General features: G+C 65.5%; 15 protein-coding genes and 3 tRNA genes. 11 read left to right on the forward strand and 7 right to left on the reverse strand.

Going from position 1 to position 17,045, the window contains the following annotated elements:
• Positions 1-52: 52 nt before the first annotated feature.
• The 5 genes from AncyloWKF20_RS04620 to AncyloWKF20_RS04640 form a co-directional block, all read right to left on the reverse strand.
• On the reverse strand, positions 53-2,002 hold the full coding sequence (locus AncyloWKF20_RS04620) for a hydantoinase B/oxoprolinase family protein (RefSeq protein ID WP_279316734.1): 1,950 nt from the start codon (positions 2,000-2,002) through the stop codon (positions 53-55).
• Positions 2,003-2,006: 4 nt separating this feature from the next.
• Complete coding sequence (locus AncyloWKF20_RS04625; RefSeq protein WP_279316735.1) at positions 2,007-4,031, reverse strand: hydantoinase/oxoprolinase family protein; 2,025 nt, start codon at positions 4,029-4,031, stop codon at positions 2,007-2,009.
• Positions 4,032-4,443: 412 nt separating this feature from the next.
• Positions 4,444-5,403, reverse strand: coding sequence for a helix-turn-helix domain-containing protein (locus AncyloWKF20_RS04630; protein WP_279316736.1), 960 nt, complete (start codon positions 5,401-5,403; stop codon positions 4,444-4,446).
• Between the two features lie 120 nt (positions 5,404-5,523).
• Complete coding sequence (locus AncyloWKF20_RS04635) at positions 5,524-6,249, reverse strand: LamB/YcsF family protein (protein WP_279316737.1); 726 nt, start codon at positions 6,247-6,249, stop codon at positions 5,524-5,526.
• Between the two features lie 87 nt (positions 6,250-6,336).
• Positions 6,337-7,299, reverse strand: a complete 963-nt coding sequence (locus AncyloWKF20_RS04640; RefSeq protein ID WP_279316738.1) for a LysR family transcriptional regulator — start codon at positions 7,297-7,299, stop codon at positions 6,337-6,339.
• A 150-nt stretch (positions 7,300-7,449) separates the two neighbouring features.
• Between AncyloWKF20_RS04640 and AncyloWKF20_RS04645 the strand changes: the two genes are divergently transcribed.
• From AncyloWKF20_RS04645 to AncyloWKF20_RS04660, 4 genes are read left to right on the forward strand one after another with little or no spacing between them, the layout of a single operon-like run.
• Positions 7,450-7,689: an acetyl-CoA carboxylase gene (locus AncyloWKF20_RS04645; RefSeq protein ID WP_279316739.1), complete on the forward strand. Its 240-nt coding sequence runs from the start codon at positions 7,450-7,452 to the stop codon at positions 7,687-7,689.
• A 2-nt stretch (positions 7,690-7,691) separates the two neighbouring features.
• Positions 7,692-9,083, forward strand: a complete 1,392-nt coding sequence (locus AncyloWKF20_RS04650) for an acetyl-CoA carboxylase biotin carboxylase subunit (RefSeq protein ID WP_279316740.1) — start codon at positions 7,692-7,694, stop codon at positions 9,081-9,083.
• Positions 9,084-9,096: 13 nt separating this feature from the next.
• A complete protein-coding gene (locus AncyloWKF20_RS04655) occupies positions 9,097-9,966 on the forward strand; it encodes a carboxyltransferase domain-containing protein (protein WP_279316741.1) in 870 nt (289 codons plus the stop codon).
• Positions 9,959-10,945 (forward strand): biotin-dependent carboxyltransferase family protein, encoded by a 987-nt coding sequence (locus tag AncyloWKF20_RS04660; RefSeq protein ID WP_279316742.1) that lies wholly within the window; start codon positions 9,959-9,961, stop codon positions 10,943-10,945. The genes AncyloWKF20_RS04655 and AncyloWKF20_RS04660 overlap by 8 nt, the downstream gene beginning before the upstream one ends.
• Positions 10,946-11,665: 720 nt before the next feature.
• On the opposite strand, the gene AncyloWKF20_RS04665 is transcribed toward AncyloWKF20_RS04660, so the two are convergent.
• Both AncyloWKF20_RS04665 and AncyloWKF20_RS04670 read right to left on the reverse strand, forming a co-directional pair.
• Positions 11,666-11,740 (reverse strand) — tRNA-Glu (locus tag AncyloWKF20_RS04665).
• Between the two features lie 217 nt (positions 11,741-11,957).
• On the reverse strand, positions 11,958-12,380 hold the full coding sequence (locus tag AncyloWKF20_RS04670) for a VOC family protein (RefSeq protein ID WP_279316743.1): 423 nt from the start codon (positions 12,378-12,380) through the stop codon (positions 11,958-11,960).
• Positions 12,381-12,433: 53 nt separating this feature from the next.
• On the opposite strand from AncyloWKF20_RS04670, the gene AncyloWKF20_RS04675 reads away from it, so the two are divergent.
• From AncyloWKF20_RS04675 to AncyloWKF20_RS04705, 7 genes are all read left to right on the forward strand, one after another.
• Positions 12,434-13,210, forward strand: coding sequence for a Sir2 family NAD-dependent protein deacetylase (locus tag AncyloWKF20_RS04675; RefSeq protein ID WP_279316744.1), 777 nt, complete (start codon positions 12,434-12,436; stop codon positions 13,208-13,210).
• Positions 13,211-13,340: 130 nt separating this feature from the next.
• Complete coding sequence (locus tag AncyloWKF20_RS04680; protein WP_279316745.1) at positions 13,341-13,937, forward strand: cold-shock protein; 597 nt, start codon at positions 13,341-13,343, stop codon at positions 13,935-13,937.
• 25 nt (positions 13,938-13,962) lie between these two features.
• Positions 13,963-14,466, forward strand: coding sequence for a DUF192 domain-containing protein (locus AncyloWKF20_RS04685; protein WP_279316746.1), 504 nt, complete (start codon positions 13,963-13,965; stop codon positions 14,464-14,466).
• A gap of 91 nt (positions 14,467-14,557) precedes the next feature.
• Positions 14,558-14,634, forward strand: a tRNA-Pro gene (locus AncyloWKF20_RS04690).
• A 47-nt stretch (positions 14,635-14,681) separates the two neighbouring features.
• Positions 14,682-14,987 (forward strand): ETC complex I subunit, encoded by a 306-nt coding sequence (locus AncyloWKF20_RS04695; protein ID WP_267582606.1) that lies wholly within the window; start codon positions 14,682-14,684, stop codon positions 14,985-14,987.
• 25 nt (positions 14,988-15,012) lie between these two features.
• Positions 15,013-15,089, forward strand: a tRNA-Arg gene (locus AncyloWKF20_RS04700).
• Between the two features lie 290 nt (positions 15,090-15,379).
• Positions 15,380-17,026 (forward strand): diguanylate cyclase, encoded by a 1,647-nt coding sequence (locus AncyloWKF20_RS04705; RefSeq protein ID WP_279316747.1) that lies wholly within the window; start codon positions 15,380-15,382, stop codon positions 17,024-17,026.
• The last annotated feature ends 19 nt before the right edge of the window (positions 17,027-17,045 follow it).

Consider the following 17,045-nt stretch of genomic DNA (forward strand, 5'->3'; position numbering starts at 1 on the left):
GCCGCATGAGCGGCGCAAGCGACGCTCCACCGCCCGAGGGCGGTGACGAGGATCAATGTCTCCAATTGGCGAGCGAACGGCGTTCGAAGACCTCGCGAAACTGGCGCGTGGACTCCGGCAGCGGCGCACCGGTGCCCCAGTCGAGGATCACCGCGTGGCGGCGGATGGCGTCCATCGCGTCGATCTCACCAGCCCGGTAGCGTGCGGCCACCACTTCCGGATCGATACGAGCCTCGTCGACGCGCACATCCCGCTGCGTGGCCCGCAAGGCCTCGGTCGCCGGTGCGTCCACCTCGTACTCGCACAGCTCGGCATCAATGGTTCGGATGACGACGCCGTAATCCTTGGCGGCCCGTTCGACCGAAACGTAGTCGTCCTTCACGTCCTCCAGCACCCGCGCCGGGTCGCGATCGAGCGGATCGCCGAAACCCCCGCCGCCGGCCGTGGGACGTGAGAACACGTCGCCCTCGCCAATCGGCACATCGGAGAAAATCGAGCCGAGCCGCTCCTCCTTGTCCGCTCCCGCGCGCTTCAGTGTGAGCCCGTGCGGCATGGAGGGCAGGCCGCCTTCGATGCCCCAGACCACCGCCCGTTCGCGGTCGCAGATGTAGGAGATGACCGTCTTCTCGGCCGCCAGCATCAGCGAGGTCTTCACCACGCCGGCACCGCCGCGCCATTTGCCGGGGCCGGGAGAATCCCTGAGGATCTCGCACTCGGTGGTGAGGATGGGGTTCGCCCGCTCCTGGCCCTCGACGGGCTGGGCCATCATACCCGTGCCGAAGCAGGCGGTCGTGACGTTGGCGCCGTCCTTGCCGTTGCGCCCGCCCCAGCCGCCGGGCAGCCAGTCGTAAAACATGAAGATCGGCTTGTCCGGCGTGCGCGCATCCCGCCCGCCGGTAAGCAGATATTCAAGGTTGAACGCACAGGCGAGCGCCCGCTCGGGCATGAGCTTCGACCACATTTCGTAGATCGAGTTCATGATCTTCTCGAACGGCATCAGGAAGCCGGTAACCGCGACCGGCCATTGGGCGTCGACGATCGAGCCTTCGGGAACGATGATCTCGAAACAGCGGTAGAAGCCGGAGTTGAGCGGCAGATCGGGAAAGAAAGTCTTCATTCCGGCCGCCACCGCCGAGAAGGTGGTGCCGAAGGCGGAATTGTAGATGGAGCCGATCACTGGGTGGCTGCCGGTGAAATCATAGATCGCCTTGTCGCCCTTGATGGTGAGCTTGATGTGGATCGGGATCATCCCCTCACCGCCGGCCGGATCTCGGTCGATGAAGTCGACCGTCTCCCACTCGCCGTCCGGCAGCGCGGCAATGCGCGCGCGCGCCGAGCGCTCGACATAGTCCTGCACAGCGGACAGGCCGGTCTCGACCGTCTCGCGACCGTACTTGCCGACGAGGCGCAGGATCTCGCGCTGGCACACCGCGGTCGCTTCGGCCTGTGCCTGGATGTCACCGATGATCGAGGCGGGATCGCGGGTGTTGGAGGCGATGAGGTGCGCGACGTCCTTCACGAAGCGGCCTTTGTCGAACAGCCGCACCGGGGTGATGCGCAGTCCTTCCTTGAACATCTCCTTGGCGGAGACGTCGAACGACCCAGGTACCGAGCCGCCAACGTCCGACCAGTGGCCGTTGGACTGCGAGAAGGCGATGATCTTGCCGTCAGCGAATATCGGCCGAATGAGGCGCACATCGGAGAAATGCGTGCCGCCGGCATAAGGGTCGTTGATGGCGTAGACATCGCCCTCATGCATGTCACCGGCGAAGTGGCGCATCACTTCCTTGCAGGTGAAGTGCAGCGTGCCGACATGCACGGCGATATCCGCATTGCCCTGAGCGGCGCATTCGCCGTTCGCGTCGTGCAGGGCGCTGGAGAAATCGTGATTGTAGATCACGAAGGAATAACAGGTCCGCAGGATCTGCTCGCCCATCTGGTCGACGCTGGTGATGAAGGAGTTCTTGAGAACCTCGAAAGTCACGGGGTCGAGCTCGGCCATCGTCTCAGCCCTTCACGCGGATGATGATATTGAGGAACTTGTCGACTTCGGCGCGGGCGCCCGGCGGGACGACAGTGGTGGAATCGAGTTGCTCGACGATGGCCGGCCCCTCGAAGACGAAACCGCAGGGCAGTTCGTCGCGGTCGTAGACCGGCGTGTCGAGGCCCTCGCCGTCGAACCAGACGCGGCGGTGGGACGAGGGCGGGGGCGTGGCGCCGGTCGGGGCATGCACGGCCAGCTCGGCCTTGGGCACGACGCCGATCGCCTTGAGATTGAGGCGGAAGAAGCTCACCGGCGCATCGTCACGACGAAAATTGTATTCGCGCTTATGTTCGGCGTGGAAGTGGTCAACCAGATCGGCAATGGCGCCAATCGGGCGCGGCGCACTCACCGCTAGAGATCGCCACTGGCCGCGATACATCATGTCGATGGAGCGCTGCAGCACGATGTCGGCTTCGGCGACGCCCTCATGCGTCAGCCGCTCCATCGCTTCGCGCTCCAGCACGGCGAACTGCGCCTCGATGACGGCCGGGTCGGCCTCGTCGGCGGCGACCATGCAGCTTTGCGAGAAGTCGTGCTGCATGTCGACCAGCAGACACCCCAGGGCCGAGGTGACACCGGGATTGGGCGGCACGATCACCACGGGGATGGCGAGCTCGCGGGCGACATCGACCCCGTGCAGCGCACCGGCGCCGCCAAAGGCGACGAGGGCAAAGTCGCGCGGGTCGTAGCCGCGCGAGATCGAGATCAGCCGCACCGCATCCGACATGTTGGCATTGGCGACCCGTACAATGGCGTCCGCCGCCTCGTGCAAGCCGAGTCCGAACGGCTTGGCGACGCCTTCCTCCACTGAACGGCGGGCCAGCTCCGGGTCGAGTTGCACCTTGCCGCCGGCCAGCGAGGTGCCAAGGCGACCGAGCGTTACATTGGCGTCGGTATTGGTGGGCTGCGTATTACCGTTGCCATAGCAGGCGGGACCGGGAAACGCGCCCGCCGATTGGGGGCCGTTGCGCAGGCCGCCGGCGGGATCGGTCCAGGCCAGTGAGCCGCCGCCGGCGCCGATGGTGAGCACCTCGATGGAGGAAAAGCGGATCGGGTAACCGAACTCGATATGCCAGTCCTTGGTGACACGCGACTGGCCATCATAGGCGAGTGACACGTCGGTAGAGGTGCCCCCCATATCGAGGCCAATGGAGTGGGGGAAACCGCACAGGCCGGCAATGTAGCGGCTGGCGATGGCACCTGCCGCGATGCCCGATCCGGCGAGGCGGGCGGCAAAATCCTTCACGCTGGCTGGCGTCATCACGCCACCGCCGGTGTGCAGCAGCAGGAGGTCGCGGGTGTAGCCACCATCGGCCAGCCGCTCGCCGAGCCTCGTGGTGTAGTCAACCACCACCGGGCTGACGACGGCGTTCGCCACGGTGGTGGAAAAACGCTCGTGCTCGAAGATCTCGGGCAGCACCTGCGAGGAGATGGAGACCGGAATATCCGGCATCGCCTCCTTCAGGATATCGCGCATGCGCTGCTCGTTGGCGCCGTTGAGATAGGCGTTCATGAAGCAGACTGCGACGGTGGCGACGCCGCGCTTCTTCAGAATGCGGGCGACTTCGCGGGCGGCGTCCTCATCCAGCGGCTCGACGATGCGGCCAGCCGCGTCGATACGCTCGGGCACGGTGAGCCGGTCGCGGCGCGGCACATAGGGCGGCACCACGTCCTTATAGACGTCCCAGAGGTCTTCCTTGTTGGCGCGGCGTATCTCGATGACGTCGCGGAAGCCCTTGGTAGACACCACGGCGGCGCGGGGCAGTCGGCGCGTGATCAGCGCATTGGTGGCAACCGTGGTGCCATGCGAAAACAGCGCGACCTGCGAAAGGTCGATGCCGGCTTTCTCGACGCCGCTCATGATCCCGTCGATGGGATCGCGGGTGGAGGACGTCTTCTCGATACGGATGAGGCCGGTCGCCTCGTCCATGATGCAGATGTCGGTGAAGGTGCCGCCGACGTCGACGGCCACGCGGAGATTCTGCACGGTAGCGCTTCCTTTCGCACGCGCTCCCCTGTACGCGCGCCACATCCCGGCGAGCGAGCGGTTGGATCGGCGATCCGAACCCTCGTCCCCAGTCGGCCAGCGGCGGAATGTCGGAGCAGTCGACGGAATTAGACGTGCTTTGCGGCTGGCGTTCTTGACGCTGAGTGCAGAAAGATTTGCGCCACAGAGCGCAGAACGACCATCTTCCAGGCGACCGACGGATCTGCCTATCGATTGGGCGCTGGCATGTGGTTCAAGGCGCATGGCGGCATATCCAGGGCGAGGGAATCCAGGACGAGCGCACGGCCCCGCCGTCCCGTTGGATGGCGGGCGGAAGCGTCTCCGGGGACGCTCAATCCGTGGCAGGGGGCGGCAAACCTTGGGCCAGGGCGGAGATGAGGAACTCCCGCAATCAGTTTGCGGGAGAGCGGGAAACGGCCCGCGCCTCGCTCGGCGTGCAGCCGAAACGGGCGCGGTAGTTGCGACTGAACTGAGCCTGATCGCCAAAGCCCCATTCATAGGCAATTTCGGAGATCGACTTGCGGCAATGCGGGTCGCGCAGCATCGCATCGCTGGCGAGCAGCCGCTGGTTGCGGATGTACGCGCCGACGGTGATGCCCTCGGCCTCAAAGATCTGGTGCAGGTAGCGCACGGAGATGCCGCAGCCTTCGGCCACCAGCTGCGGCGACAGCCGCATGTCGCCGAGCCGGGCGCGGATGAAATGCTCGCAACGGTGCAGATGAGCGTTGCGCACCGTCGAGGAGTTCCCCGCAAGCACACGTTCGTCCGCCTCGATCGCCATGGCGAGCAGATCGACGAGTTGCTTACCGAGCAGCGCGCGGGCCGGTTCGTCCATCTCGTCAATGCGCGCCCCGGTCAGGCGCAGCATGTCGACGAACATGGCGCCCACGGCGCGGCTGGCGTCGAACTGAAGCGTGGCAAGGCGCTCGGGCCGGGCGATGCGAGCCCGCAGCACAGCGCTCGGCACCTTCATCACCCAGAGCGCGGCTGGATCGCTGTGGCTGAACTCGTAGGGCAGATGGCTACGCTCGATCAGGAAGGCGCCCGGCCGACACTGCACCTGCCGCCCATCCTGCTCGAAACGAATCTCGGCCAGTTCGGGGACGGTGATGAGATAGCTTTCCTCGCGCTCGGCAACGAGGTGGCGCTCGTGACGGCGATAGAGCAGTCCGTCCGACACGTTGCGGGAGACGGAGATCGGGCCCAGCGACCACGCGCCGAGGCTGCCGGTGAAGGTGTCTCCTGAGGCGAAGCGCAGATCGAGCGGGAAGTATGTGCTGGAGACGGCCGTCTGCCAGAACTGGCGCCTCTGCATCGGCGCCGCCTGATTGGTCGAGTAGCTGGCACGCATGTCATGCTCCTCCGATCCAAAATGCGGGACGTCCTCGGGACGCGCCGCCGTGGGTTCAACAGGCACGGCTCCCACACGCCGCGACCACACGTTGGGCGTGACGCGCAGGCGACGATGGTGTCAGGCAAGCCAAGGCCGCACCGCCTCTTTCAAGACGCGCGCCAACTCCACGGCGTTCGGCGTATCGGAGTGGATGCAAATCGTGTCGGCCTTCATGTCGAAGTCCCGGCCGTCAATGGTCGTTGCCTTGCCATCCGTCAGCATCCGCACGGCCCGCCGCGCCGCCTCCACGGGATCGCGCGCCGCATGCTCCCGGGTGATCAGCAGCGCGCCCGCGGAGTCGTAGTCAAGATCGGCATAGTATTCAGAGACGAAGGCGAGGCCACGGCTGCGGTAGACCTCTTCGTGCAGCGTGCCGGCCATGCCGATCACCGGGACGTCGTAAACTAGAGCGGCGTCGGCCACGGCCTGCGCCACCTCTTCGCGGCGCATCGCAGCACCATAAAGTGCGCCGTGCGGCTTCACATGATTGAGCTTCAGACCTGCGTCGTCCAGGAACGCTTTCAGCGCGCCGATCTGGTAGAGGACGCAGGCAGCGATTTCCTCCCGGGTCATCGCCATGTCGCGACGGCCAAAGCCCTGCAAGTCCGGGAAGGACGGGTGCGCGCCCACCGCCACGCCGTTCGAGACGGCCAGACGCACCGTCTCGCGGATCACCATCGGGTCGGAGGCATGGAAACCGCAGGCGACGTTACCAATATTGATATGCGGCATGATCCCGGCATCGTCGCCGCAGCGATACAGGCCAAACCCCTCGCCCATGTCGCAATTGATGACGACACCCATGCCCCGCTCTCCGCTTGCCTGATGACTGGCGAAGCGTGACGACGCGAGGCGGCAAGCGTCAAATCGTATTAAACGGAAGTGGATATCTTAAATTTCGATGGCACCCGTCCGACCGCGCGTCTCGTCCGAGGACGCCGAACGGCCGGTGCTGTCACCAGCCACGGCAAAGCGCAGGAAATCGCAGAACGCCCGGGTCGCCGCGGTAAAGCTGGCATCGCGCCGCCATGCGAGGCCGACATCCATGCTCGGCACCTCATCGGACAAATCGCGCAGTTCGATGCGCTGCCCCTCCAGCGACCACGGCCGGTAGATCAGGTCGGACAGCACGGTGATCCCCATGCCCCCGCCGACCATGGAGCGCACGGCCTCCACCGAGGAGGTGCGGAAGATGGTGCGGGGCTCAAGTCCAAGCGCGGTCCAGTAGCGCAGAGCCGTGTGCTTGGCCTCGTCGACTGTCAGCATGACATAAGGATAGCGCGCCACATCGGCGAGGGAGACCCGCTCCGGACGGGTCAGCGGATGTGACGGCGCCAGCCACAGCCGACGCGCCGAACGCAGCAGCAACTGGCTTGCAAGATCTTCGCGGTTGTTGAGGTTGGAAACCAGCAGAACAGCGACATCCAAAGCCCCGTCGACCAGCGCCTGCTCCACCACCGAGCGCGGCGCCTCGAACAATTCGATGGAGATGCCGGGAAAGCTCGACTGGAAGCGCATCTGATGGCGCGGGAGGAAATAGCCGGAGACGGTATAGGTCACGCCGACACGGACCGTGCCGGAAATCTCGTCGGTCGAATGGCGGGCGTCGCGCACGGCTTCGGCGACCGCCGTCAGGATCTGGCGTCCCTGAGACAGGAAACGGCTACCCTCCAGCGTCACGCTCACCCCGGTGGGTGTCCGGTCGAGCAGCCGCGCTCCGAGCATCCCCTCCAACTGCTGGATCGCGGCGGTGACCGCAGACTGCGAGACATTCAGTTCGACGGCGGCCTGACTGATCCGCCCGGTTTCGGCGGCAGCGACGAAGTAGCGGATCTGCTTCAGCGAAATCGACATGGCGGTCCTCGAAGCCGGCCGGCGAGGCCAGGTTTCATGATGCTATCTGATTTTCTGATGTCCCAAATTCTTTAATGCTATTTCTCGTCCGCAGCGTCTTTTGCAACTCTTCGGCCAGCGATGATCCGCAGATTGAATGGACGCAGCGTGATGGCGAAGACGATACAGGCACCGCTTCCGGGTACCTTCTACCGGTCGGCCGCACCGGGCGAACCGGCGTTCAAGTCATTGGGCGATGTGGTCGCCGTGGGCGACACGATCGGCCTTATCGAGGTGATGAAGTCCTTCACGCCGGTCATCGCCGAGGAGGCGGGCACGCTCACCGCGTTCCATGTGGAGAATGAGGACGCGGTAATGGCAGGTCAGCCGCTCTACGATCTCGACGCCTGACCATGGGCATCTCGACGATCTTCATCGCCAACCGCGGCGAGATCGCGGTGCGCATCATCCGCGCGGCTCGTGAGTTGGGGCTGAGGACGGTGCAGGCGGTCAGCGTGGCCGATGGCGACATGCTCGCGGCCAGGCTCGCCGATGCCGTCGGCCCGGTTGGCCCGGCCCACGCCACAAAATCCTATCTCAACAAGGAGGCGGTGGTGCGGGCGGCCCTGGAGACTGGCTGCGACGCGGTGCATCCCGGCTATGGCTTCCTGTCCGAGAATGCCGACTTCGCGCAGATGGTCGAGGAATCTGGTCTCGTCTTCATCGGCCCGAAGCCGGAAACGATCCGTCAGATGGGCGACAAGGCCCGCGCCCGGCAGGAGGCGCAGGCCGCTGGTGTGCCGACCGTGCCTGGCACGGACGGTGTGGTCGCCGATCTCGAGACCGCGAAGTCGGAAGCCGCGCGCATCGGCTATCCGGTGATGATCAAGGCAGCCGCCGGCGGCGGCGGACGTGGCATCCGCGTTGCCCGCGACGAGGCGGAGTTGTCTGTGGAGTTCCCGCAGGCGAGCGGCGAGGCGCGTGCCGCCTTCGGCGATGGCGGACTGTATCTCGAACGTTTCATCGGCCGCGCTCGCCATATCGAGGTGCAGGTGCTCGGTGATGGGGAGCGCGCCGTTCATCTGTTTGAGCGCGAGTGCTCGCTGCAACGGCGCCGGCAGAAGGTATGGGAGGAGGCGCCCGCCGCCTGCCTGACGCGCGAGCAGCGGGCGGCGCTGTGCTCATCGGCGGTGCGCCTTGCCGAGCGTGTCGGCTACCGCGGCGCGGGGACGCTGGAATATCTGTTCGACGATACCACCGGCGAGTTCTTCTTCATCGAGATGAACACGCGCATCCAGGTGGAGCATCCCGTTACCGAGATGGTGACGGGGGTGGACCTCGTGCGGGCGATGATCCGCATCGCGAGGGGCGAACCGCTGGCGCTGAGCCAGGAGGACATCGTGCTCAAGGGCCATGCGATCGAGGCGCGCATCTGCGCCGAGGATCCGGCCGCCGATTTCCGTCCCTCGCCGGGCACCGTCAGCGCGCTTGCCGTGCCGGGTGGCTTTGGCGTGCGCTTCGATACCCTGCTCTATGCCGGCTACACCGTGCCGCCCTTTTATGACTCGTTACTCGGCAAGCTCATCGCCCATGACGAGAACCGCACCGCCGCGATTGTGCGGCTCGACCGGGCGCTCGGCGAGTTGACGATCGAAGGGCTCCCCACCACGGCGCCGCTACACCGCGCGCTTGCCGCCAATCAGGCGGTGCAGGCCGGCACCCTTCATACGCGCTGGCTGGAAGAATGGCTGTCGAGCGCGCCATTGGCCGTGCCTGCCTCACCCATCATTGCCACTCCTGCCTGAGGGATCGACCGCGATGCAGACGCGCTATTCATTCGGCGGCGACGAGCACATCTTCGTCGAGGTCGCCGAAGAAATGTCCCTGGAGGCCTTCTTCAAGAGCCTGTCCATGACCAATGCGGTGCGCGAGGCAAACATCGCTGGCGTCACCGAGATTTGCCCGGCCAACGCCTCGTTCCAGATCAAGTTCGACCCCGACATCATCGCTCCGCAAGACCTGATGGCCGAGCTGAAGAGCTTCGAGGCAGCGGCCGAGAGCACTGAGAAGACCATCGCCACCCGCATCATCGAGATTCCGGTGCTCTATGATGATCCGTGGACCAATGAGACGCTGATGCGTTTCCGCGAACGCCATCAGGATCCGAACTCCACCGACCTGCAATATGCGGCGCGGGTGAACAATTACGAGAGCGTGGCGAGCTTCATCGCGGCCCACGCGGCCGCGCCGTGGTTCGTTTCCATGGTCGGCTTCGTCGCGGGCCTGCCCTTCACGTACCAGTTGGTGGAACGGGCCAAGCAGATCGAAGTGCCGAAATATCTGCGGCCGCGTACCGACACGCCGCGCCTCACCATCGGCCATGGCGGCTGCTTCGGCTGCATCTATTCGGTGCGGGGCGCCGGCGGCTACCAGATGTTCGGCGTAACCCCGATGCCGATCTACGATCCTGCTGGAAAGATCAGCTATCTCAAGGATCTGATGATCTTCCGCCCGGGCGACATCATCAAGTTTCGCTCCATCGACCGGGCGGAGTACGACGCCACCGTGGCGGCAATCGACGAAGGGCGTTTCGAGCCAAGGATCGCGTCGGCGCCGTTCTCGCTGGACGCCTTCACCGCCGATCCCGACGGCACGAACGCCAAGCTGCTGGAGGCCCTCAATGGTTGAACGCTCGTTCGAGGTCGTCAAACCCGGCCTTGCCACAACCGTGCAGGACCTCGGCCGTCCGGGCTACTATCATCTCGGTCTGCCACTCTCCGGCGCGATGGACCGCTTCGCGCTGATCGCCGCGAACTGCCTGGTCGGCAATCCCGACGGCGCGGCCGGGCTGGAGGCGGTGTTCCTCGGCCCGGAACTCCGTTTTTCCGCAGACGCGCTCGTCGCCATCACCGGCGCCGAGCTGCCGCCCAAACTCGATGGCGTCGAGCAGCCCCTCTGGACCGCTTTCTCGGTGAAGGCCGGGCAGGTGCTGTCGTTTGCCTTCCTCAAAGCCGGCGCGCGCGCCTACATCGCCATCCATGGCGGCATCGACGTGCCTGAGGTCCTTGGCTCGCGCTCGACCTATGCGCTCGGCGCCTTGGGCGGCTTTGAGGGCCGCGCGCTGAAGGCGGGCGATGTTGTGCCGCTGGGAGCACCGACGGCTCGAGGGCACGAGGGCGCGACGCTGCCGGTGTCAGGCCGCCGCCCGGTTCAGGCAAGCGGCGTGGAGATCCGGGTGGTGCCGGGCCTCTACTGGCACCGCATCACCGAAGAGGCGCAGGCCGGTTTCTTCGAGGATAGCTGGAAGGTGGCTCCCGAGGCGGACCGCATCGGCTACCGCTTCCGCGGCGGTCGAAAGCTCGACTTCGTCCCGCGCAAGCAGCCTTTCGGTGCCGGTTCCGACCCGTCCAACATTGTCGACAGTTGCTACCCCTACGGCTCGATACAGGTGCCGGGTGGCACCGAGCCGATCGTGCTGCACCGTGACGCGGTGTCAGGCGGCGGCTATTTCATGATCGGCACCGTCATCTCGGCCGACATGGATCTGATTGGGCAATTACAGCCGCACCAGCCCGTGCGTTTCGCCGCCGTCACGCTGGAGGCCGCCCTCAAGGCGCGTGCGGCAGAGACGATGCGGCTCAAGCAAATGGACCTGCTGCTGCCGTGACGGGTCGGTGAGGAAAGCCGACCTCCCCTGCGCCGGAACGATTATTGTCGGGGCCAGGGTCAGCGAGGCGCAAACGGGGCCGGATCGGCTCCGGAAGGGACCCGAACACAGGCCGGGTGCTACGATCTAGGCGGCAACAGTCACGGGCCCGGCCGGTCCGAAAGAGAGCAGCGCGCCGCCGAAAGCTTAAGGCGCTGTGATCAAGGCCAGACGACGGGAAGTGGTTCCCGAGTTTATACTGCGGGCCAATAGAAATAGGACGTCTACGCAGCGACGATGCATATCTTCTGCGATTTGATAATTTACAACTTTTTTGGCGATCTACGGCCTCTGCGGCCTGCGCCTTCTCTCGTTCACGCTCTATTCCATCTAGGCTTGCTCGATTCCAAGCGAACCAGATAGCTCCCATGGCGCCCAAGAATTGGAGCCATGCGGCAACATCGCCCGATGTCGTGGCGGAAAAATCAAAAATCGGACCGCTTAGCGCTGTGATGACGATCACGGCTGCAGCAAGCAGCATCAAGGCGAGGCAAAAAGGTGATGTCCGTTTTGGTCTCGCATCGCCTCCGCGCTCGAATTGCATCTTGTCAAAAAAGTATGCGATTCGTCGGGCTGCTGTGCGTCCGCCATTGTTCACCGCCGTGTATGCGGAGCCGCCGAGGTTTATTCGACGAATAATAGACGGCTTTGACCAATGGGGCTGCAACCCATTGAAAATGCTGGCGCGCCCTAGGGGAGTCGAACCCCTCTCTCCACCGTGAAAGGGTGGCGTCCTAACCGATAGACGAAGGGCGCGCAGGCCGGGGCCTTATAGGGGCGCGCGGGCCGGCGCACAAGAGGGCATGCGTCGCGTCATCCACAGGCTCGCGCGAGTGCGGGAGCGACTTGTCGCACAACCTAGACCGGAGCCGCCGATGCCTCCGGTCCTGCCTGTTCTGCGAGCGATGGGCCGTCCCGGCGCGGGTGAGCCGCGGACGTCCGCCTCACCAGCGAGGGTGTCGCCCGGCGCGTCTCACCACTTGCCGGTGTTCGGCATCGACGCCCACGGCTCTTGCGGGGGCAGGGCGCCGCCCTTCTGCAGCAACTCGATCGAGATGTTGTCGGGGGAACGGATGAAGGCCATGTAGCCGTCGCGCGGCGGCCGGTTGATGGTCACGCCGGCGGCGTGGAGCTTGGCGCAGGTGGCGTAGATGTCGTCCACCTCATAGGCCAGATGGCCGAAATTGCGGCCTTCGCCATAGGCTTCGGGGTCCCAGTTATAGGTGAGTTCCACCTCGGCCACGCCGGCCTGGCCGGGCGCCGCGAGGAACACCAGCGTATAGCGGCCCTGGGGCACTTCCTTGCGGCGGACCTCCTCCAGACCCAGCTTGTTGACGTAGAAGTCGAGCGAGGCGTCGATGTTGGTGACGCGCACCATGGTGTGAAGGTACTTCATGGATCCTCATGCGGGCTGTGGCGGCCGGGCCGCCTGGAGAGTGGTCGCAACATATGATGGCGGACGATGACATCAAGGTACGCTGCGCCGAACTGACGGCGATCCTTGCCGGCGCGCTCCGGGGCGTCGCCTTTACGGGCGCGGGGATATCGACCGAGTGCGGCATCCCTGACTTTCGTTCGCCCGGCGGACTATGGACGCGCAATCGTCCGATCGATTTCGAGACCTTTCTCAGTCGGCGGGACATGCGCGACGAGGCGTGGCGCCGGCGCTTTGCCATGGAGGAGGCCTTCGGTGGCGCGCAGCCAGGCCGGGGGCACCACGCTCTCGCCAGGCTGGTATCTGACAACCGATTTGCGGGCATCGTCACGCAGAACATCGACGGTCTGCATCAGGCGGCCGGCGTGCCGTCCGACAAACTGGTCGAACTCCACGGCAACACGACCTACGCCACCTGCCTTGCGTGCGAGAAACGCTACGAGATCGGCTGGGTGCGCCAGCATTTCCATGCAAGGGGCGGCAGCGCGCCGGATTGCCCGGCGTGCGACGGCCCCATAAAGACGGCAGCCGTGTCCTTCGGGCAGCCCATGCCGAAAGAGGCGATGGAGCGCGCGCGGGCGCTCACGCATGCGTGCGATGTGTTCCTCGTGCTGGGTTCTTCGCTTGTCGTTTGGCCGGCGGCGGGCTTTCCGGCGGCCGCCAAACAGCGTGGCGCCACGCTCGTCATCGTGAACCGCGAGCCGACCGAATTCGACGCCGTTGCCGATCTCGTCATTCACGCCGATATCGGCGATGTGCTTCAGCTAGCCATGGGCGATAAGGGTATTTAAACACCTTCGCCGGTCAGCCCGAATCAATTTGGGTGTTTTCGTGGCGGGATCGGGTGCTATGCTTGCCCGAGCAGAATCATAAGGCGCTGGTCAGGCGGCGGGGCGCAGCGTTCGCGGAGGTAAATGGCCGATGGTTTCGGACGGTACCTTGCCAAATTATGGCCTGGCAGAGCATGGCTCGCTGGACGCGGATGACGCGAGCGACCGCGCGGAAGGGCTCGTCCAGATCGCCGGCACCATCAAGTGGTTCGACGTCTCCAAGGGCTACGGATTCGTCGTTCCGGATGGGGGTGGCAGCGATGTGCTGCTGCATGTGACCTGCCTGCGCCGGGGCGGTTTTACCACCGCGCAGGAAGGTGCCCGCGTGGTCTGCGAGGTGATTGCTCGCGAACGCGGCTTTCAGGCGCTACGCGTGTTGTCGATGGATGCCTCGACCGCGCTGCACCACTCCCAGCTTCCGCAGGCACGGACCCATGTGGCGGTTCAGCCCGTTGGCGGGTTCGAGCGGGCCTGGGTGAAGTGGTTCAACCGGCTGCGCGGCTTCGGCTTTCTCTCTCGCGGGGAGGGGACGGAGGACATCTTCGTCCATATGGAGACGCTGCGCCGCCACGGCTTGACCGAATTGCGGCCCGGGCAGATGGTGCTGGTCCGCTTCGGGCCCGGACCCAAGGGTCTGATGGCGGCTGAGGTTCGGCCAGACGGGGCCACCACGCCCTCGTCGCACTAGGGAAGGCGCCGCGCGCCCCGCGTTCATGGTATCATTTTACGTTCCGGCCGGGGCGCACCGCTTCGTCGTTCCGGTTGTTACCCGGTGGCTTGGCCTTTTCCTGCTTCTCGCCGGGCTCAGCTTGATGGCGCTTCCGGCCCGCGCGGCGAGCTTCGAGCCGCTCACCATCACCACGGCCAAGGGGCCCGTGAACTTCACCGTCGAGATCGCGACCACGCCGGCCGAGCGGGCGAAGGGGCTGATGTACCGCACCGAGCTGAAGCCGGATGCGGGGATGCTGTTCGATTTCGAGGTCGATCAGCCCGTCTATATGTGGATGAAGAACACCTATATCCCGCTCGACATGCTGTTCATCCGCTCGGATGGGCGGATCGCCTCCATCACCACGGACACCACTCCGCTCTCGACCGCGACGATTTCCTCGGGTGTCGCGGTGCGGGCGGTGCTCGAGCTTCCGGCCGGCACGGTGCGGGCCCGGGGGATCGCGGTGGGCGATCGGGTCAGCCACCGGATGTTCGCTGCGCCGTGACGGACCGCCCGATAGGGCAGGATCGGCTTGACGGCGCCGCGCGTGGATGCGATGCCGCTGTGCATGTGCTGGCGGCGACGCTGGCGCTCGTCGGGGTATAGCGCAGCCCGGTAGCGCGGAAGTTTTGGGTACTTCAGGTCGCAGGTTCGAATCCTGCTGCCCCGACCATCCGGATATGCGAAATTCGCCGGCACGACGCTATGGGAGCGAGTTGAATGGTTGCACGCATCTACAAGCCGGCCCGCAACGCGATGCAGTCGGGCACGGCGAAGACCAAGCTCTGGGTGCTGGACTATGAGCCGGAGGTCGCCCGACAGGTCGAGCCGCTGATGGGGTACACCAGCTCGGCCGACATGAAGAGCCAGCTTCGCCTGCGCTTTGAGAGCAAGGAAGAAGCGGTCGCCTATGCTGAGAAGCACGGCATCGCCTATCAGGTGCAGGAGCCCAAGGAGCCCACGCGCCGCCGCATCGCCTATTCGGACAATTTCAGCTTCCGCCGCCTCGGCCAGTGGACGCACTGATCGGTAACTCCCGGATCGCCTCCCCGGCCGCGTAGCTCAGCTGGATAGAGCAGCCGCCTTCTAAGCGGCAGGTCGCTGGTTCGAGCCCAGCCGCGGTCGCCAGCCGGCGCGCCGTTCGTGGCGCGCGGATGCCTCAATCGAAGATGCGGAAGACATAGGCCAGCATCAGCAGCGTCAGCGCGGCCAGTGCCGCCTTGAAAACAAACGATCCTTCTCCGCCCATGCGCGCCTCCGTGAACGTCACACAGGAGACCGCGCGGAGCGACGGGCTTCAACCCGAGTAAATTACCGCTTGACCTGGCCGCTTTCCCGGACGGGATTTGTTCTGCCTCAACGCCGCGCGCGCCGTTGATCGTTTCAGTAAATAGATACCCCCGAATCGGCTCGGCGCCATGAAGCTGCCTTCCATCTCCTCGCGCCTGGAAACACTGCTGCTCCCGTTGAGCCTGCTGGTCTCGCTGCTGCTGATCGCCGCAACGAGCCTGACCCTATGGATCACCTATGACGAGGTGACCCGTAAGGCGCTGCGCTCATCGAGCGATATGCTGCACCTGGCTGAGAACCACATCTCGCGGGAGGTGGATCTGTGGCTGTTTGCCCTCGATCTGGCGGTGTCGCTGACCGGTCCCGCGGGTGGAGCACGCGATATCGACCGCCAGTCCGCACTGTTTCAGGTTGCCGAGCGGCTTCCCTCGCCGGTCGATTTGTTCCTCACCGGTCCTGACGGGCAGGTGCTGGCCGATTCGATGGACGCCGTTCCCCTCGATGCGGAGGCGCGTCTGCGCAGCTTCGTGCATCGCATTCGCGACGGTAATAAAACACCATCGGTCAGCGAGCCCATGCCGTGGCTTGCAGGGGCCGACAAGGCCATTTTGATGGGGCGGCGGCTCGCAGACGCTGATGGCGGCTTTCGCGGCGCGGCGGTTGTGGCTGTGCCGGTGGCGCGGTTGCAGCAGATCATCGGGGATCTGCAAGGCCGCGGCCCGGAGGCTGTCAGCCTCGCTCTCTTGAGTGCCGATGGTGCCATGGTAGCGGGTCGCCCGCTCGCCCTGCTCAACGGACAGGGGCGGGGGATGCGCGATGCCGCTGGCGTCGCGCTCCAGCAGGCGCTTGCAGCGGCCGAGGGCGGGGACGTCAGCCATGCGCGCGTCGGTTTGGCGGGTGGGCCAGTGGATGAGAGGCAGGTGGAGGACGCGACGCGGGCGGTCACTTTCGGCTGGGTCGCCAACACCAACCTGCTGCTCGTGGCGTCGCAATCCACCACCCAGATCTATGCCAAGTGGTTGGAAAGGCTGTTCATTCTGAGCGCCGTCGTCTTGCTCATGTGCCTGTCCGCCATCCTGCTCGCCGCCAAGCTGCGCACCGAATTGCGGCGCCGGCATCAGGCGGAGATCGACATGGCGGCCCTCGCCACCACCGATGGCCTGACGGGCCTGCCCAACCGCCGGCGGTTCGACGAGGTGATGCAGCGCGAGCGCGATCGGGCGTGCCGGGCGAGGCAGCCGCTGAGCCTGCTCGCGCTCGATGCCGACCGCTTCAAGCGGATCAATGACAGCTATGGCCACGCTACCGGTGACGAGGTTTTGCGCTTGTTGTCCAAGGCGATAGCGGGACAGCTTCGCCGCCCCGGCGACTTCGCGGCGCGCACCGGGGGCGAGGAATTCGCGGTGATTCTTCCCGAAACCGACGCCACCGGCGCCCTCCATGTAGCCGAGCGAATCCGCGCGGATTTCGCGGCGGCGACGGGCCGCTTCTTCGAGGGGCGGGATGGCTGCACCCTGAGTGTCGGTATTAAAATACTGACGCCGGCGCGGCCGGAGACGGTCAGCCAGCTCCTCGTCTGCGCCGACGCGGCGCTTTATGCGGCCAAGCAGGGCGGGCGGGACCGGGTGGTTCTGGGGCCGGTCCGGCCGGCCAGTCAGTGCAGTGAGGTGACCAGTCAGGGTAAGGAGGTGAACAGTCCGGCCAACAAGACGCGGCACACGGACGGGGGGCCTGATCCGCTCTGGCCGGAAGGGCAGGCCGGCTGCTTCGCCTGATAGCGGCCCCGACCCGTCT

This window comes from Ancylobacter sp. WKF20, from assembly GCF_029760895.1.
Taxonomy (GTDB): domain Bacteria; phylum Pseudomonadota; class Alphaproteobacteria; order Rhizobiales; family Xanthobacteraceae; genus Ancylobacter.

Bases quoted from the DNA above. Each gene is read 5' to 3' on its own strand.
- AncyloWKF20_RS04620 (WP_279316734.1), bottom strand. From the start codon at position 2,002: ATGGCCGAGCTCGACCCCGTGACTTTCGAGGTTCTCAAGAACTCCTTC.
- AncyloWKF20_RS04630 (WP_279316736.1), bottom strand. From the start codon at position 5,403: ATGCGTGCCAGCTACTCGACCAATCAGGCGGCGCCGATGCAGAGGCGC.
- AncyloWKF20_RS04635 (WP_279316737.1), bottom strand. From the start codon at position 6,249: ATGGGTGTCGTCATCAATTGCGACATGGGCGAGGGGTTTGGCCTGTAT.
- AncyloWKF20_RS04640 (WP_279316738.1), bottom strand. From the start codon at position 7,299: ATGTCGATTTCGCTGAAGCAGATCCGCTACTTCGTCGCTGCCGCCGAA.
- AncyloWKF20_RS04645 (WP_279316739.1), top strand. From the start codon at position 7,450: ATGGCGAAGACGATACAGGCACCGCTTCCGGGTACCTTCTACCGGTCG.
- AncyloWKF20_RS04650 (WP_279316740.1), top strand. From the start codon at position 7,692: ATGGGCATCTCGACGATCTTCATCGCCAACCGCGGCGAGATCGCGGTG.
- AncyloWKF20_RS04655 (WP_279316741.1), top strand. From the start codon at position 9,097: ATGCAGACGCGCTATTCATTCGGCGGCGACGAGCACATCTTCGTCGAG.
- AncyloWKF20_RS04660 (WP_279316742.1), top strand. From the start codon at position 9,959: ATGGTTGAACGCTCGTTCGAGGTCGTCAAACCCGGCCTTGCCACAACC.
- AncyloWKF20_RS04670 (WP_279316743.1), bottom strand. From the start codon at position 12,380: ATGAAGTACCTTCACACCATGGTGCGCGTCACCAACATCGACGCCTCG.
- AncyloWKF20_RS04675 (WP_279316744.1), top strand. From the start codon at position 12,434: ATGATGGCGGACGATGACATCAAGGTACGCTGCGCCGAACTGACGGCG.
- AncyloWKF20_RS04680 (WP_279316745.1), top strand. From the start codon at position 13,341: ATGGTTTCGGACGGTACCTTGCCAAATTATGGCCTGGCAGAGCATGGC.
- AncyloWKF20_RS04685 (WP_279316746.1), top strand. From the start codon at position 13,963: ATGGTATCATTTTACGTTCCGGCCGGGGCGCACCGCTTCGTCGTTCCG.
- AncyloWKF20_RS04695 (WP_267582606.1), top strand. From the start codon at position 14,682: ATGGTTGCACGCATCTACAAGCCGGCCCGCAACGCGATGCAGTCGGGC.
- AncyloWKF20_RS04705 (WP_279316747.1), top strand. From the start codon at position 15,380: ATGAAGCTGCCTTCCATCTCCTCGCGCCTGGAAACACTGCTGCTCCCG.